The sequence below is a fragment of the Vibrio vulnificus CMCP6 genome, assembly GCF_000039765.1.
Taxonomy (GTDB): Bacteria; Pseudomonadota; Gammaproteobacteria; order Enterobacterales; family Vibrionaceae; genus Vibrio; species Vibrio vulnificus_B.
This window is the reverse complement of sequence record NC_004460.2, coordinates 400,407-417,909: the sequence shown is the minus strand read 5'-3', so window position 1 is coordinate 417,909 and position 17,503 is coordinate 400,407. Positions and strand designations below refer to the sequence as shown.

Annotated in this window: 11 protein-coding genes; 6 read left to right on the top strand and 5 right to left on the bottom strand. The window is 47.6% G+C overall.

Features of this window, described 5'->3' with window-relative positions:
• Positions 1-9 precede the first annotated feature (9 nt).
• From VV1_RS16985 to nirD, 3 genes are read left to right on the top strand one after another with little or no spacing between them, the layout of a single operon-like run.
• Complete coding sequence (locus tag VV1_RS16985) at positions 10-852, top strand: ABC transporter ATP-binding protein (RefSeq protein ID WP_011081348.1); 843 nt, start codon at positions 10-12, stop codon at positions 850-852.
• Positions 853-862: 10 nt separating this feature from the next.
• Positions 863-3,346, top strand: a complete 2,484-nt coding sequence (gene nirB, locus VV1_RS16980; RefSeq protein WP_011081347.1) for a nitrite reductase large subunit NirB — start codon at positions 863-865, stop codon at positions 3,344-3,346.
• Between the two features lie 3 nt (positions 3,347-3,349).
• Positions 3,350-3,673, top strand: a complete 324-nt coding sequence (gene nirD, locus VV1_RS16975) for a nitrite reductase small subunit NirD (protein ID WP_011081346.1) — start codon at positions 3,350-3,352, stop codon at positions 3,671-3,673.
• A gap of 89 nt (positions 3,674-3,762) precedes the next feature.
• Here nirD and VV1_RS16970 read toward each other — a convergent pair whose 3' ends face one another.
• Positions 3,763-6,885 carry a hypothetical protein gene (locus VV1_RS16970; RefSeq protein WP_011081345.1) on the bottom strand — a complete coding sequence of 1,041 codons (3,123 nt, stop codon included), beginning with the start codon at positions 6,883-6,885 and terminating at the stop codon, positions 3,763-3,765.
• 408 nt (positions 6,886-7,293) lie between these two features.
• On the opposite strand from VV1_RS16970, the gene VV1_RS16965 reads away from it, so the two are divergent.
• Complete coding sequence (locus VV1_RS16965) at positions 7,294-9,258, top strand: tetratricopeptide repeat-containing diguanylate cyclase (protein WP_011081344.1); 1,965 nt, start codon at positions 7,294-7,296, stop codon at positions 9,256-9,258.
• 32 nt (positions 9,259-9,290) lie between these two features.
• Here the strand turns inward: VV1_RS16965 and VV1_RS16960 are convergent, their stop codons facing one another.
• On the bottom strand, positions 9,291-9,968 hold the full coding sequence (locus VV1_RS16960; RefSeq protein WP_011081343.1) for a tRNA (adenine(22)-N(1))-methyltransferase: 678 nt from the start codon (positions 9,966-9,968) through the stop codon (positions 9,291-9,293).
• A 151-nt stretch (positions 9,969-10,119) separates the two neighbouring features.
• Here VV1_RS16960 and VV1_RS16955 point away from each other — a divergent pair, with 151 nt between their 5' ends.
• Positions 10,120-11,106 (top strand): CobW family GTP-binding protein, encoded by a 987-nt coding sequence (locus tag VV1_RS16955; RefSeq protein ID WP_011081342.1) that lies wholly within the window; start codon positions 10,120-10,122, stop codon positions 11,104-11,106.
• Between the two features lie 56 nt (positions 11,107-11,162).
• On the opposite strand, the gene VV1_RS16950 is transcribed toward VV1_RS16955, so the two are convergent.
• Positions 11,163-14,150 (bottom strand): DUF6701 domain-containing protein, encoded by a 2,988-nt coding sequence (locus VV1_RS16950; protein ID WP_011081341.1) that lies wholly within the window; start codon positions 14,148-14,150, stop codon positions 11,163-11,165.
• A gap of 367 nt (positions 14,151-14,517) precedes the next feature.
• Here VV1_RS16950 and VV1_RS16945 point away from each other — a divergent pair, with 367 nt between their 5' ends.
• Complete coding sequence (locus VV1_RS16945; RefSeq protein ID WP_011081340.1) at positions 14,518-15,801, top strand: DEAD/DEAH box helicase; 1,284 nt, start codon at positions 14,518-14,520, stop codon at positions 15,799-15,801.
• A gap of 43 nt (positions 15,802-15,844) precedes the next feature.
• Here the strand turns inward: VV1_RS16945 and VV1_RS16940 are convergent, their stop codons facing one another.
• Together VV1_RS16940 and VV1_RS16935 are read right to left on the bottom strand one after the other, a co-directional pair.
• Positions 15,845-16,681: an arginase family protein gene (locus tag VV1_RS16940; protein WP_011081339.1), complete on the bottom strand. Its 837-nt coding sequence runs from the start codon at positions 16,679-16,681 to the stop codon at positions 15,845-15,847.
• 7 nt (positions 16,682-16,688) lie between these two features.
• Positions 16,689-17,423 (bottom strand): IclR family transcriptional regulator, encoded by a 735-nt coding sequence (locus tag VV1_RS16935; protein WP_026130873.1) that lies wholly within the window; start codon positions 17,421-17,423, stop codon positions 16,689-16,691.
• Between the last annotated feature and the right edge of the window lie 80 nt (positions 17,424-17,503).

The window sequence follows — 17,503 nt, the reverse complement described above, 5'->3', positions numbered from 1 at the left end:
GTCGGCACTATGTCTAAATCGTTTTTAGAACTGACGCAACTTGGGATGCGCTTTCCTACCCCTCAAGGGGAGTTTATCGCGCTGAAAAACGTCGATATGCAGATCCAAAAAGGGGAGTTCATTTCACTGATTGGCCATTCTGGCTGTGGAAAATCAACCGTGCTGAACTTGGTCGCTGGGCTGCATCTGCCGACCGATGGTGGTGTGATTGTCGATGGTAGAGAAGTGAGTGGCCCGGGGCCTGAGCGCGCGGTGGTGTTCCAAAATCATTCGCTGTTGCCTTGGTTAACCGTTTATCAAAACGTTGAGTTGGCCGTTAAGCAGATTGCCCAAGGCCAGAGCAAAGCGTGGGTGAAAGAGCAAGTGCACCACTATTTGGATTTGATTCAAATGGCGCATGCCGCCGATAAAAAACCGGATGAAATCTCAGGCGGTATGAAACAGCGGGTGGGCATTGCCCGAGCGTTGGCCTTACAACCTAAAGTGCTGCTGATGGATGAGCCGTTTGGCGCTTTGGATGCGCTGACTCGCGCGCGATTGCAAGATGCTCTGATGGCCATTCAAGCCGAGCTCAACAACACGGTGATCATGATTACGCACGATGTCGATGAAGCGGTTTTGCTTTCCGACAAAATTGTCATGATGACCAATGGCCCTGCGGCGACGATTGGTGAAATTCTCCCGATTGAGTTGCCAAGACCACGTGATCGCGTCGCTTTGGCGGACGACCCGCAATACCAACACTATCGCCAAGCCGTGTTGAGATTCTTATACGAGAAGCAAAGCAAAGGCGAAGCGGCAACGGCGCGCACCGCTCAACACTCGCAAGCAAAACCGATAAAAACAGCCTGAGGACAAACGCATGGAAAGCATAGTGATCATTGGCAATGGCATGGTAGGTCATCAACTGGTAGAGCAGCTCGTCGCCAGTGGCAGCCATTTAGAAAAAAGAATTATCGTGATTGGGGAAGAGCGATTTGTCGCCTATGACCGCGTTCACCTCTCGGCGATGTTTTCAGGACAAAGCCACCAAGACTTATTACTCAGCAGTGAAGAGTGGTATCAGAAGCATGGCATTGAGCTGATATTGGGCGTTGCGGTGGTGGGCATTGACCGACAAAGCAAAAGAGTCACATTGGAAGATGAAAGCCAACTGAGTTATGACCAATTGGTGTTTGCCACCGGCTCTTACCCATTTGTGCCCCCGATGGCAGGAAGCGAGCGCAGCAAGGTGTTTGTCTACCGAACCTTGGATGATCTGTCGCAGATTAAGCAAGCCTGTCTTGGTGCGAAGAAAGGTGCCGTGGTTGGGGGAGGGTTACTCGGTTTGGAGGCGGCAAATGCTTTAAGGCTGCTTGGCTTAGAAACGCATGTCGTTGAATTTGCACCACGCTTAATGCCAGTCCAGCTTGATGAGGGTGCAGGCGCGGTGCTGAAAAGCAAAATTGAGCAACTTGGCTTAACGGTGCATACCTCAACCGCCACCGAAAAAATCATTGATGGTGAAACGGCTTACCATCGCATGGTGTTTAAAGATGCCCCGCCGCTGGAAGTGGATGTGATCGTGTTCTCGGCGGGCATTCGACCGAGAGACCAACTGGCTCGCGATTGTGGCCTTGAGCTGGGTGAGCGCGGTGGCATCGTGATCAATAACGCTTGTCAAACCAGTGATACCGCGATTTACGCCATTGGCGAGTGTGCGCTGTGGCAAGGAAAAATCTTCGGCTTGGTGGCACCTGGATATGCGATGGCGCGAGTAGTGGCGCAGCAACTGAGAGGGGGCAGCGAGGCTGAGTTTAGCGGCGCAGACATGAGCACCAAGCTCAAATTATTGGGGGTAGATGTGGCGTCGATAGGTGATGCGCATAAAGCCACACCGAAGGCGACGGAAATGGTACTGCATGATGCGGCTGCCGGCATCTACAAAAAATTGGTGGTGGATCAAAGCGGCACCACCTTGCTGGGCGCGATCTTAATCGGCGACAACCAAGACTATGATGTGCTGCTGCAAAGCTACTTGAATAAAACCCCGCTGCCGCAGCCTGCGGTCAGTTTGCTGTTTGACACCAGTGCGCTAAAAGGGGATGTCAGTGACAACACGGTGATCTGTTCATGCCACAACGTTACCAAAGGCGATCTGATCAGTGCGATTCAGGCGGGAGCGCATGAGCTTGGCGAGTTAAAAGCGCTGACCAAAGCCGGCAGCGGGTGTGGCGGTTGCAGTGCCATGGTCAAATCGGTGCTTGATCAGCAACTGAGCGTGATGGGCTTAGAAGTGAATACCCAGCTTTGTGAGCACTTTAGCCAAACGCGGCAGGCGCTTTACCACATATGCCAAGTCGAGAAAATTCGCGATTTCGGTAGTTTGTTGGCGAAGCACGGTAAGGGGCATGGTTGCGACATATGCAAGCCCACCGCAGGGTCGATTTTCTCGTCATTATGGAATGAGCACATCATGGAGCCGGAACATTCACCTTTGCAGGATTCCAACGATGCGTTTATGGCCAATCTGCAAAAAGACGGTTCTTACTCTATTGTGCCCCGTATCCCTGGTGGCGAGATCACCCCAGAGAAGCTCATCGTGTTAGGGGAGGTGGCTCGCCAGTACGATCTCTACACCAAAATCACCGGAGGTCAACGCGTTGACCTGTTTGGTGCTCAGGTGGAGCAGTTACCGGAGATTTGGCAAACCCTGATCGATGCTGGATTTGAAACCGGCCATGCTTACGGCAAATCCGTACGCACGGTGAAATCTTGTGTCGGTTCAACCTGGTGTCGTTATGGCGTGGATGATTCAGTGGGTCTAGCCATTGAACTTGAGAATCGTTACAAAGGGCTGCGAGCGCCGCATAAGCTGAAGTTTGCCGTATCAGGGTGTACGCGTGAATGTGCTGAAGCGCAAAGCAAAGACATAGGCGTGATCGCGACAGAAAAAGGCTGGAATTTGTATGTGTGTGGTAACGGTGGCATGCGCCCAAGACATGCCGACCTGTTAGCGGCTGATTTGAGTAAAGCAGAGCTGATTAGGCTGATCGACCGTGTGTTGATGTTTTACGTGCGCACGGCGGATCGTTTGCAACGCACCTCCGTGTGGTTGGAGAATCTTGATGGCGGATTGGATTATCTCAAAAGCGTCGTTCTGGACGATTCGCTCCATCTGTGTGAGCAACTTGAGCAGCAAATGGCGCATGTCGTGGACACGTATCACTGTGAGTGGAAGCAAACCTTAACCAATCCTGAAAAATTGATGCGTTTCAGACCGTTCATTAACTCAACCCAGCAGAGCACGCTATTGGGCTACCAACGTACGCGTGGCCAGCGTATCCCTGTCAAACTGGAGGATTAAGCGATGCAAACTAAACAATTTATCTGCCATCTCAATGAACTGAAAAGTGACCATGGCCATCCTGTGTTATTGGATGATGAGCAATTGGCGATGTTTTATGTGCCTAAGGAGGGGGTGTTTGCGATACAAAACTGGGACCCGATTGGCAAAGCTTTTGTATTAAGTCGCGGCATTGTCGGGGATATCCAAGGTGAGCTCTGCGTTGCCTCTCCGTTGTATAAACAGCATTTTTGCTTAAAAACAGGTAAGTGCTTTGAAGATGAATCGGTCAAATTAACGACATGGCCAGTGCTGGTGGAAAACGACGCCGTTTACGTTCTAGGCTAGTGCTCTGAACAACCGAAAACGACAACCAAAAGAGATTAAAAAGGCCAAGTGAAAACTTGGCCTTGGTTTATCTGCTGGACAACGTTCAACTACGGCGTGGGAGCCTCAATAAAACCGTAGTTAATCAGTGTTTGCTCAGATTCAGGGTGGATAAAGAGCCCGTCCCAAATCTCACCTTGAGAATCAATGGTGTTGCCATTCCACTCTGTCGAGACAGTAAAACCTTTGACGTTAAACTGAATACCATTGCTGTAGGCAAAGCCCATGTAGGTGGTATTGTTTTGTGCCACTTGGTTATCGTCAACGAAGGAGTAGCTCAAGGCTATGATGCCATTTTCAGCGTCATGTTCTGTCCAAGTAAACTGGATATTTTCATCTGTGCTGACAAATGTACCCGTGTTATTGGCTAAGAACGTGATTGTGCCATCTTCATCTTTCATCACCAATTGTTCACCAATGAAAGTGGAGGTGAATTTAGCCGCGCGATAGGCGGTATCATCCACACAACCTTTCAGTGCATCAGCGTAGGTGTTGAAGGAGAAGAAGGTGGTTGGTACTTCGTTCACCTCATCCCAGTCACTATTGGAGGTTTCGCAATAGGTGAATGGTTGGCTGAGATCCACTTCTTGATAGAGACCAAGTGAGATTTCACCCGTTTCTGGATCAAACGTTGCCATGGAGAGAATGCCGTCTTCATCCACATCCATGATAGCGCGTTTGTAATCCCAGATATTCTGAGCGTCGTCGCCAAACTCAAGCGTGCCTTCTTGGTTTACCATCCAATATTTCGTGCTTGGCGTACCATTTTTGAAGCGTAATGCTTCGTTGTTGGCGGCATACGCTTGGACTCGCGTTTCCCCACTGCTATTGACGCGATAAAGTACCGCACCTTCAGGATCCATCACGGGTAACTGACAGTCGGCGATTTGCGCTTGGAAATCCGCAAGGGTTGCACCAGAGGCGACTTCGGTGATCGGACACCAACCGGGTAGATTAACCGCACCAATCAAGGCTTCTTTCGCGGTTTCGTTCAGTAGGTAGCCCTCATCATCTTCTTCACTTTGCCCGGCAAGTAGATAGTCGCCGCTATGAACAATCCCACCGTACACAGAGAGAATGAGTTGTTGTGAGTCGTTATCCCAAACTTCGCCCCATGCTTCGACCACACTATCCGGCACGCTATAGCGAATGATGGTTTCACCATTCACAACCACTTGACTCCAAGTGCCAGTGCCGTTAATGGTGACCGTTCCGGGTTGCTGGGTACTTTCGTTCCACCAATCAAGCGTCATAAAACGCGTCGTACCATCAGTGACAAACTGGACACCAACGTGCATGCCAATTGAAATGCCTTTCGCGGTATGTACATCGTCACCCGTTTGAGAAATGTCCGCTGGTGCGACTTGAATTTCCGTTAGGTTGGTGGCGTTATGCCCATCGTCACTCGTATTGCCGGATGCTCTCCAGAACCAAGGTTTGAACCAGAGGAAGTATTGGTCAACGTCAGCAGTCAGTTTAACGATGCCCCCTTCGGCTCCTTCTGGGAACACAGCGTCTGCGTCTACATAATCACCGAGTTCACCAGAGTGCTCAGCCATGTTGAGGCCACTTAGGTCTTTAACGTAACCATAAGCAGTGTTTGTTAGGCTTGGAACCTCTTCCGGATACACCGAAACCGCATCACTGTTGATGGCGATAGCGTAAGTGTCGTTGAATGTTTGCCACCCATTTGGACCCAATACAATATCGTCTTCATCGTTGGCATCAGGCTCGTCGGCGACTTTACGACCATCAGGCAACATTTGATATGCTTCGGTTACCGTACCTATGTTGTTTGCCAAGGTGAATTTCTCAACATAAATTTCAACGCTTTCAGTGCCAGTAGCATCGTTGTACTCATGATCCGCCCATAGTGCGTAGAACATAGAGTTGTTTTGCATAAACTGGATAACTTGTTCTATTGGATTGAGATCAGGCACGGTTGGGTTGCTGTCATCGACGTCTAAGATACCGTCGTTGTCATCGTCGGTGTCCGCATTATTGCCGATGCCATCTTTATCCGTATCGGTCGTTTCCTCAGGATTGAGCGGGAACGCGTCGTCACCATCAAGTGCGCCATCATTATCATCGTCAGTGTCGGCGTTATTACCAACACCATCTTTATCGGTGTCGACGGTTTCTTCAGGGTTCAACGGGAACGCATCGTCAGTATCGAGGGTGCCATCGTTGTCATCGTCGGTATCGGTATTGTTGCCAATTCCATCGTCATCTGTATCTGTTGTTTCCTCTGCGTCAAACGGGAAAGCGTCATCGACATCGAGCGTGCCGTCGTTGTCATCATCCGTATCGGCGTTATCACCAATATCATCACCATCACTGTCTAACCATTCTTCGCTATTGTCTGGTGCCCAGTCCTGACTGTTGGCAACGCCGTCACCATCGCTATCCTCTTCGAATGTGACCGTACCCGTTACTGGGTCAAACGTGCCCACTTTGTCATCGAGGTTGAGCTCTTCACCTTCGCCCAGTGCTGATTTCTCGGTTTCAATGTGCTCTTTGGTTTCGGTATTGACGGTTTGTGCTTCGGTTAGAAACGTACTCGTGGTAGTGGTCTCTTCATCGGCTTCTGATGCAAGCTCCTCTGGGGTTTCCGGTAATACGCCAGAAGAAACCAATGTTTTCGCGCCGAACGCGGCTTCTACATCGTTATCCTCAATATAGTCACCAAGTACGTCATCGCTCGTGATGCCAAGTTGAGTGGCGACGGTTTGGACTGCTTCATCTTTGGTTAAGGTTTCGTCACGTTCGAGTAAAACATGAACCATGGTAGAGAGGGGGGTAATATCTTGTTCACCAGCTGGGGCAGACATGACGTAATCTGTAGCGATCGTGTTACCAGTGTCTTCGTCTACGGTTTTCCCTTTGATTGCTTTTACCACGATCGGGTAGCTTTCAGGGTTATCTACTCCTGTAACATCTAGGGTCGCCTTACCTCCGGCGCCAGTGGTCGCTTTTGGTTCACCGGTATCCCAAATGAAGTTCTTGTTTAAGTCCAACCAAACCTGTGCATTTTGTAAGTAGCCATCGATTGCTGTTACAGAGTAGGAGCTGGAAGAACTTCCTCCAGAGGAGCTTGAACTTCCCCCGCCACAGCCCAATAGGCCAACGCTGACACTGAGTCCTAGTGCCATAACGATTTTGTTTTTATTCATAAGCCACCCTTAGCTTTACTGTTTAGCCATATAAACCGTAGGAATGCTTTTAAAAGGCGTCAAACACAAAATGGCTTAGAAAGTATGAGAGGTAACTTTGAGTTTTTTAAGTAAAATATATTTTAAAACAGTTGGTTATAATTTTGGTTGAGTCTTTGCTTTTTTAGTAAATGATTGATAAGTCAATCATTGGTTTATTTTGATCGGGTAACCAATTTAGGCAAAAGTTTGAGATTTATCACTAAATGTATGCTACTTTCGCCGTAATTTTCAGCAGCCACGATATCGTTTTCCTGAATGAATATGATAAGTGTTTGAAGTTTTAGACAAATGAATCTACGCCATTCGATCTGATGAAAAACAAATCGAGGCTGTTGTAGTGAACCGACAAAGAGAGTCGACATTGATATGCACAAAAAGCTCGCTTTTTCTCTATTAATTTTACTTCTTCTCGCTTTGTCTATCGTGACTTGGGACGTGTTTGTTGATCAAGATACGGCTTCATATCCCCAAACCCGCTCGGTAAAAATGTTAGCCTCCCCCGAAGAGCAGCTCAAAACCTTTTCTGCTCATCATCCGTTACTCAACATCATGCCATTGGTTCAGATAGAACCCGATAAAGCGCAAGCGTTACTCGCTGAATGGGAGAAGGGGACAAAGTGGGAAACTAAGCATCACAGTGCAAGAGCGGATCTAGAGCATATTTATACCTTGCTGATTAAACGTGAAATCGCCAAAACACAACAATCTCAAGAGCGAGTTGACCAGTTAACTGGCCAGTTAGAGCAGTTTGCGTCTCAACGAAAAATGGCTTGGTTGAGTGCCCAGTTAATTATCGAAAAAGCGGGACGAGAGTTGAAGCAAGGCCAGTTTGATGAGGGGTTAAAGCACGTCGAGCACGGTATGGCGATGGCAAATGAAAACGGTGCTGATTTCCTGTTACTGGAAGGGTTTAACACCTTGGGTATCTTGTACAATGCCACCAATCAACTAAAGCGCTCACAATTGGCGTTTTACCAAGGGTTAGAATTAAGTGAAAGGTTTCCTAACAACGCGTTTATTGGCCGTTATCTTAACAACTTGGGGCTGCTTTATGTTCATTTAGAACAGTGGGATAAGGCATTGGATTTTCTCCAACGGGCCGAAACATTCTATGAATCGATCGGTGTGACTCAGCCCAATCGCCAACTGGTGATATTGCTTAATCAGTCGTTTGTTTACCAACAGCTTAAACAAAAGGAGCAAGCCAAAGCCGCGTACGATAGGGCCTTACGTTATTTTGGCGAGAACACCTCGACGTATTATCGGATTTTGAAACTCAAAAGTGAGGCTCGGCTGTATTTGCTTGATGAAGAGTTTGAACGTGCGATTGATGTCGCTGTTGCCTGTGTCAAGCTCGATGCAAACAATACCTATCCTTTGCAAAATGGCATTTGCACTTATATTCAGGCGGAAAGCTATCTCGCGGGTAAACAGTTGGATGCGGCGCAAAGTGCAGTGGATAGTGCCATTGCCACATTTGAACATTTACAACATGCTCGTTGGACCATTCGTGCCCATTTATTACGGGCCAACATTCTCGAAGCTAAAGGGCTGCATGCAGAAGCGTTAAGCCTTTATAAGAAGTATTACGCCCAAGAGAAACAGCAAATTATTGGCGAAGTTCACGCTCTACAAACCTCCTTTGAAGTACAAGAAGTCGCGAAAGAGCGCGATCTATACGAAGCGCAAAATCAACTGCGCGAATTAGAGCGTAGTTTGAATGAGCAGCGTCAGCGCATTCTAATGATTTGGATTGTGATTGTCGGGTTACTCTTGCTTTTGGGAGTGCGCAGAATGGCCATTATTCGCAAGCACAACCTTCATTTGCAAACGCTGTCCTATGTGGACCCGCTGACAGGGGCCAACAATAGACGTTTCTTCCAAAGGGAAATTGAAACACCAAATCTGCTCAATCGTGCCCATCTCTATCGAATTGTCCTTGTTGATCTTGACTGGTTTAAATCCATCAACGATACGCATGGTCATGAGATTGGGGATTTTGTCCTCGTTGAAACCGCCAAACGCATCAAACAACAGTTGGCATCCGATGAGTTGTTTGTACGCTGGGGTGGTGAAGAGTTTCTTCTGGTACTCAAAAATGACGATGATCTTCCTTTACGTTTGCAAAAGCTGGTGGAGTCGATTCGGACTTCCGCTTATCAATTGAAAGGGAAAAGTTACAACATCACTATTTCAGTAGGGGCCAGTGAACCTTGCGGTCTCAATGAGTTGAAAAACAGCTCTGACGCCTTTGTTACCGCGGATATGTGCCTTTACCAAGCGAAAAGTTTGGGACGTGATCGCGCGATCACCCCTGAGCAAATTAAGTGAGCGCGACAAATCGCGACGCACTCTCTTTGGGACTAATGGGACTGGGCAAGTTTAACTTGTTGATATGCCTGAATGATGCGCTCAACCTCTTCGCCATGGCCACGCTTTAATCGTTCGTAATGAGCAATGGTTTTCTGTTGGTAGCGTACAGCCAAGCGCGAATCGGCCTCATGCCATAACTGTTCACCAGTGACACTGATTGGCGTGGTAACTGCTGGAGCATTACTGATGTGTAAGATTTCGTAGAAGCGTCGATTGTCTTCGACCAGTCGCTCCGCGATAAGCCGGAAGTTCATACCGTGCAATGCGTCTCGCAAAGTGTAAAGGTGATGGACAGGGCAGAGCAGAAACTCCAACTCTGAGTGTGGATGGTTATCCTGAATACGCTTAACCAGATCTAAAGCCAGATCCCCACCAACGCCTGCTATGATCATCAAATGTTTACCAGTGTGCTTGGCGTGGGGTAGATCACCCACGTCCATGCAGTGCACTTGCCAATTCGCGGCCTGTACATCGCCAAATTGCGCAAGAGTGTGAGAGATTTTGTCGGTCAGTGTTGGGACGATGTCAACGAAGTGCACGGTAGTGCTTGGAGAGCGTCGTAGCAGTTCAAAACCAAGGTAGCCATGATCACAACAGCAATCCCAAATATGGTCATACTCTTGATTCACCATTTCAGCGATAGCTTGAATGCGTTTGCTCAGTTTCAAATGGGCTCTCCGGTGTGTTGCTTAATCGTTGGGACGCGGATTGTAAAATGATTTTAGAAAGAGACGAAGAGAAATCGCAATGCCAGTTGAGCTTTAGTCATGGCAAAGTACAATACAGACAGCAAGTAGCCATCGCAGAGCGGAGATAACGATGAACAACAAGGTTCCGGCGAATATCATTACGGGTTTTCTCGGTGTAGGAAAAACCACCACCATTCTCAATTTACTGAAAGAAAAGCCAGCCAATGAAAAGTGGGCGGTTTTGGTGAATGAGTTTGGCGAGATTGGCATTGACGGTGCAATGATGACCGACAGCGGCGCGCTGATCAAAGAAGTACCGGGTGGCTGTATGTGCTGCACTGCAGGCGTGCCGATGAGTGTTGGTATCAACACATTGCTGCGTCAAAAGCCCGATCGTCTGCTTATCGAACCAACAGGGCTTGGTCACCCGAAACAAGTGATTGCCACATTGACGTCTGCGCAATATGAACCGTATGTCGATCTCAAAGCGACCATTGCGCTGGTGGACCCACGCAACCTCAGCGATGAAAAGTACCTGAACAACCAGAACTTTAACGACCAACTCGACAGTGCGGATGTGGTGATTGGCAGTAAAGTGGACCTTTGTACTTCGCATGACATTGACGTTTTCAATGATTGGGTGACCGACCAATCGCCTTCCAAAGTCTTTAGTAAGTTGATTCACGATGGTCAGTTGCCGATAGAAGTTCTGGATATTGAACGTGTTTACGGCAGTGCTTCAACACATATTGAACCGCATCACCACCATCATGCGGAGATGGAGCCACAGTTTGAATTGCCACCTGGTCGTGCGTTTGTGCGCAAAGAGAATAAAGGCCAAGGGTATTACAGTTGTGGTTGGCTAATTGGTGCTGAATATCGCTTTGAGTTTGAGGCGCTTTTTTCAATGTTCTCAGCATTAACTGCAGAGCGAGTGAAAGCGGTAGTGAACACAGATCAAGGCTGTTACGCCTTTAACGTCGCCAATGGCGTTGTGTCGGTGAATCAAATGAGCTTGGAAGGATTCGAATCCAGAATCGAAGTTATCGATTCACAGCTAATGCCATGGGATGAACTTGAAACGATCCTGCTGAAATTGGCGAATATTCACGAATAAAAAGTCAATGAATTGCGTGAAAAGCCAGTGATTTTCATCACTGGCTTTTATTATGGCTAGAGAACACCCGTCAGATTCGGCTCACCACGGAAGATGATTTTGTCGTGACCACGATGAATCCCGAAAGTGACAACGGTTGAAGGATCTTCTTCTCCATCACTTGTTTTGTCCCAATCGTATTGCAGCCAAGGCAAATTGTTTTGCGTTGAAGTTAAATCCAACCAAAAGCGAATCTGTTCGCGAGCAGGGACTTTTTGTGTTGCTTTGATGCCTTCAGTACTTCCGTAATGCATCTTGCCGATACCAGCGAGATAGGCGTTGTTCTCAAGGCTGTGTGACCAAATGGGTTGATGGTAGTGTTTTGCGCCATCAGCGAGAGTGAAATGGTCATGTTTGTTGTTCACAAACTCACCCGCTCGCCAATATTCCACATCCAATGGTACGACGATGGTTTGTCCCTGATATCCACCCACATCTTCAAAATTGAGCCGTCCAAATCGCACATCGGGTTGAACGGGCAAAATATGCGTGTCGTCGTAAAAAGCCACAGGGTCCGCGTTTTCAAGATAGACGAGGCCAATTTTGCTTACTGCAGAGTCCGAGTAGGTGTTAAAAGGCCCATCAGGGTAATTTTGGCCAATGTCGTCCTTAAGCCAACAAGCGCTGTTGGCGCAATGATCCTGTTTCACGATGCGAATGCGGCCGATACTGCTGCCTTGCTCCTCGCGCCATTGAGTAGGCGCAAGAGAAGGCGTGACAAACCGCTCTAAGTGATCGCCGAGTTCTGCCAGTTCAAAGTGCGCCGTGGTTGAAAAATAATGGTAGTTGGCGATGGGTTCTTTAAGGCTATTTAACGCGTCGATATCGACGATCACCTGATCAAATGGCTGATTCATGTAAGCAAAGGTTTGGCTATTTGGATAATCCCACTGTTGGTTATGTACCTTAAAATACTTGGGATAGAAACGCCCAATGTAGCGATAACCTTGGTTGACCTTCATTCCAAGATAAGGATCAACGAGGTCGGATTGCACTCTGAGGCTGCCAACTTCACGCCATCGCAACCCATCAAACCAATACGCACCATTGGTAACGTCATCATGCGCTCTCTCCATTCCTGAGTCGCTTTCCAGCAGTCGAGTTTGAGCTGTCGCCGTTTCGACTGGCGTTGCCTGTTGACTGCTGAGTTTTACCCGCGCAGCAGGGGCGTTGGACAGATAAAAGTTGTGCGTTACTGGTGTAGAGCAGAGCGCTTGAGTGTTAACTGCCTGGGTGAGGCTACCATTGGCGACCCATTGAATAGGCATGAGATTGAGAGAAAAACGTTCGCCTGCAGGAAGGAAAGGCGAACCGCCTAGCGCATCGCCAGATTCAAGGGCTCGATCGCCTTCGCAAATAGCGAGGGTCCAAGGGCGAACTTTGAGTGATAAACGACCAGATACTTTGTTCTTTCCTGATGGCGGGCACTGGTCGAACCCAGCACAGTCAAAAGTATCGTAGATGTTTAACGCAAATAGCCCAGACTCAGAAAGTGAAATCGTATTTTCACTTATGCCGCTGGTAAATATAGGTTGATAGACGCGTTCACCATCACGACCACCCTGTTGTTTTGACGGCGTAGTCACGGTGTGAGTGATGGTCGGGTTGCCGTGATAGCTGCTCGCAACAACAGGGTTCCCTTTGTCATTACAGGCCAACAGTCGAACACCTAAAGGCTCTGGTTTTGCCGCAACCAGAGCGAGTTCGTTGATGGCTTGGCCAGAATTAGGATCATACGTTTCAAACATATAAGGCGTGAACAAGAAGCGCACAGTCTTGCGCTTTTTGGGCTCACCATTTGGGTACACGCTTAAGGTGTAATGCCTATCCAACTTGATGGCGCTGATGTTCTTAGGTCGAACGACAAGGCGAAGCTGCCCCTGACTGGAGGAGACAAAGTTCGGGTAAGCGCCGGAACCGATGCCATTGGCGATCACGACATCAAATAATGCGGGATCAGAGACCTCAGCAAACATGCTGACGCTGGCTAATTCCCCATTATTGGAGGTTGTTATATTGAACTGAGGAAGGTTTTCTCCACACATCAACGCCATGTCGTTTTCAGGGCTAATGACAAACTCGTAATCGTGATCAACCGGGGGCTTGATCTCACACAATGGGATACTTTCTGGCACAGGGCACGCTGTGTTAGCCCCTTGGTTGGAATAATCACAACCGAGATCGCTTATACCACAGTAGTTTTCCACATTACGAATATTGGATTGATGGGCGGTGATCTCGCCGCAAACGACGCCGTTTTCCACCAAACCACTTTGGAGCAAATTGAGCGCCGTTTTTTGCGCGTAAACCGCACTACCGGAGAGATCTAAATGTGCGCTGCTTCCTTGAGAGTGTATTTGGCCATAGACATCGATGTTGCGGAGATCAAGCTTGTTGAGGGAGGTGATATTTCCTACAACGTAATGCGTCGCCTTGTTCGAAGTAATGAATATCTGGTGCCCTAGAGAAGCAATATCGCCGCATACATTGGTGTTGTTCAGAACCACTTTGTGATGGCCAAAAACATCACCATTGATGATGTTATGATCACCATGTGTCATCACATCCAAGCCTTGAGTGGCAACATTTCCATCCACCTCTGCGTTGGTCATATGAATGAAATTCTGTGAGTTCAAATCACCAAATATTTGGCTGCGATGGTACTCCTTAGGTTGAGGACCATGACTCGGTTGCAAAATGGAAATGCCGGTAGATAACGCCGTGATTGAAATACGCTTATCTGGCGAGCCGACTTGGTTGTTACCATGCAAAATTGCGCCGCTAAACGCAGAGAGTGTCACGCCATTCTTAGGCGCTTTCGAAGCAATCAGCTTCGCGCCATTTGGTAGTGAAAATTCGCCGTTGCAACGGAAAATATCCCCCTGCTGTGACGTGCTTTGGTTACAAAGTTGGTTAAAGTGTTCTGCATTATAAAGATCATACTCGAGCGCATTGCTGGTAAAAGGCAGTGAAATAGACAACGCGAGCAAATGCCATTTGGACATCTAAAATTTCCTACAAACTTAATGGAAACAATGGCAGTAAGCGAAAAATAGTGTTTATATTTTGTGTTTTGTATTGTTTTGTATTGTTTTTATGGGCCGAATTTAACCATGAGGTCTGACCAATAATCAATACTATACCGTTTGTTGTTCTGTGTTTTTGGGCCGATTAATTGTTGAAGAATGTGTCTGCGGTGGTGAATTGCACCAAATTTGACCCATTTGCCGCAGAACCATTTAGAATCAGGGAAGCGTATTTTTCAAAATCCTAAAAAATTTTCACTAGATTGAGATATATCACTCATTTTCATGTAGAATGTGCGGCCATTTGTATCGGCGAACCATTATTGTCTGTTTAAGGAAACGCTCAATGTCATTTGCATCTCAAGGTTTTGCTCCGGAAGTCGTGAAAGCGCTCGAAGAGTGCGGTTACGAAAAGCTAACCCCAATTCAGCAAAAAGCCATTCCTGTTGCACGTCGCGGGCACGATATTTTTGCTACCGCTCAAACAGGAACGGGTAAAACAGCGGCTTTTTCTCTTCCACTGATCCAACAATTGCTCGAAAGCGGAAAGTCTGCTTCGCGTAAAACGGCGAGAGCACTGATTTTTGCGCCAACTCGAGAGCTGGCAGAGCAGATTGCGGATAACATTAAGGCCTATACCAAGTACACGAATCTCTCTGTGGCGGCGATCTTTGGTGGTCGAAAAATGTCGAGCCAAGAGCGTATGCTTGAGAATGGCGTCGATATCCTCGTTGCGACACCTGGTCGTCTAGAAGAGCACATCGAGTCAGGCAATGTGTCAGTGGCGAACATCGAATTCCTTGTCTTTGATGAAGCTGACCGTATTCTCGATATGGGCTTCATCAACGCTGTGCGTAAGATCATGTTGGATGTTGAAACCAACCCACAAATCATGATGTTCTCAGCAACCACATCAAGCCAATTGAATGAATTGTCCAAAGACATTCTTCGCAAGCCAAAACGTATTGCGGTCGAGCGCGAAAACACCACGGCGCATACGGTAGCGCACGTGTTGTATCCTGTTGATCAAGAGCGTAAAACAGAACTGCTTTCTGAGTTGATCGGTCGTAAAAACTGGCAACAAGTGTTGGTATTTGTTAACTACAAAGAAACGGCGAACGACATTGTCAAAGAGTTGAAGCTCGACGGCATCAAAGCAAATGTGTGTCATGGTGATAAAGCGCAGAGTGCGCGTCGCCGTGCGCTTGAAGAGTTCAAAGAAGGAAAAGTTCGTGTGATGGTTGCTACCGACGTGGCGGCACGCGGTCTGGATATTGAAGATTTACCACACGTGGTCAACTACGACATGCCGTTCTTGGCAGAAGACTATGTTCACCGCATTGGTCGTACTGGTCGTGCAGGAAAACAAGGTCATGCGGTCTCTTTTGTCAATCGTGAAGAAGAGCTAACGGTGGTTCAAGTTGAAAATCTGATTCAACAACGTATTCGTCGCATCGAGTTGGCGGGTTACGAGCCTAAGAGCCGTGAAGCATACATTGATAAGCTCAACAGCAAGCCATCATTTAAGAATCGTCAAGGCCGTCGTAACAACGCGAATGAGCCAACGGATCAAGCGGCAGCGGAACGTCGCTTAGCGATGATGAAGCGAATCAAAGCTCGTCGTAACTGATGAGAGAACAGAAATAGAAAATCACCCGCGAGGGTGATTTTTTTTAGGCTGCATGATGAGCAAACTCAGTAAGCTGCTCCAATTCTTCTAAGATCGCTTTGCACTCTCTTGAGAAAATCAAGCCATCGCGAGAGCCAATCAACTGAATGAGTGACACTTTGCCAGAAACAATACATTGGCGCAGCGTTCTCAGTACCATTTGAATATCCAGTGTATGGTGATTATCAATATTGGCTTTGGTGACAAGAGAAGCCAAATCGATAGAGAGAACGAGCTTGTCACAATGGTCGATAAAGTTCCCAATTTGTTCTTTCACATCATAACGATGACGGAAAGAAAATTCTTTCTCCGTAAGCCAATTGGACCCGAGATCTTCCGCGTACTCAAACAGCTCGTTTGCAGTTGATTCTTGACTGACGCCAACAAAAAACGCTCGGCTGTTTGGGTAGCGAGTGAGCGCAAAATGGTAGGCGGAACCTAACTTCACATCCAGCGTCGATTTCAGTCCCATGTTGTGGTTGATGTTCATTAAACCAACCTCTTCATGTCCTGCCAGTACGACGGGTAGGGCAGAGAGCAGAGTTTCATGGCAATTGGTCAACACGACAGGGATGGCATGGCGCGAGACCATTTGACTCAACGTTTCTTGATAATGCCCGTTTTCGACATCGTGATGACTAAAATGTGAGCACAGCGCAATATTGCGCTTTTGATGGCTCTGATAAAGCCATTCGCTTGCGTTTTCTAAGCTCTGTTGGGCAGATTCAAACTCTACTAATGTCATCGGTTTGATGTACTCACTGACGGTGATAAACGAGTACGGATAGTGATGATGTTGAACTGTATGGTTCTTTTGATAGCGTTTGAAAAAGCCTAACATGACTGCATTACCTTTCTGGTGGAAGCGCTCTCGCTGCCTGCAAAACATGTAAAATGATACGCTGCTTATCCGCTTCAACTCGATGAGCTGGAGCCATGACGGAAACCGCTCCGATCAATTTACTTCCTTTCATTACCGGGGCGCTGATGCCAGACACGCCGGGATCGATTTCTGATGTGCTGACGGCATAACCGTTTTTACGAATCATCTCTAATTCGGTTTGCCACTCGTTTAGACGAGCTTCTTGGCCGAAGTAGCGTAAAATCCTTTCACATCGTTCAGGTGGCATAAATGCCAACATGACTTTCGATGAGGCGCCACGCAGTAGAGGTTGACTTTGACCCTGGACGTAGCTACAGCGTAGCGCCTGCATACTCTCTTTTTGACGAACGCACAAAGCGCGATAACCCACGGGCACCATGTACGCCGCCAACTCGCCGGTTTGATGCTGCAAACGCGCCAAAATTGTCTCGACAGATTCAAGACTGTGTTGAGACGTTTGGTAACTACGCATCAAAAGTAACGCGGCGGGTCCCACGATAAAGGTTTTTTCATGGGCACTTTCTTCAATCAGGTTCCACTCTTTTAGGAGCTTTAAATGGCGATACAAGCTGCTGAGCGGAACAGCAAGCTGTTCACTTAAGGTCTTGGCTGAAACGGGCTCGTCGTTCACCGCAACCTGCATCAGCAGTTGTAGGGTTTTCTCATTAACCTGATTGGCGTTCATCTTGTTGTCTTTCATCATTTTTTATCGTGTACAAATCTATAACACAAATATAATTCTTATTAGATAGGAAAAGGAATGAAATAAATTTATCTTTT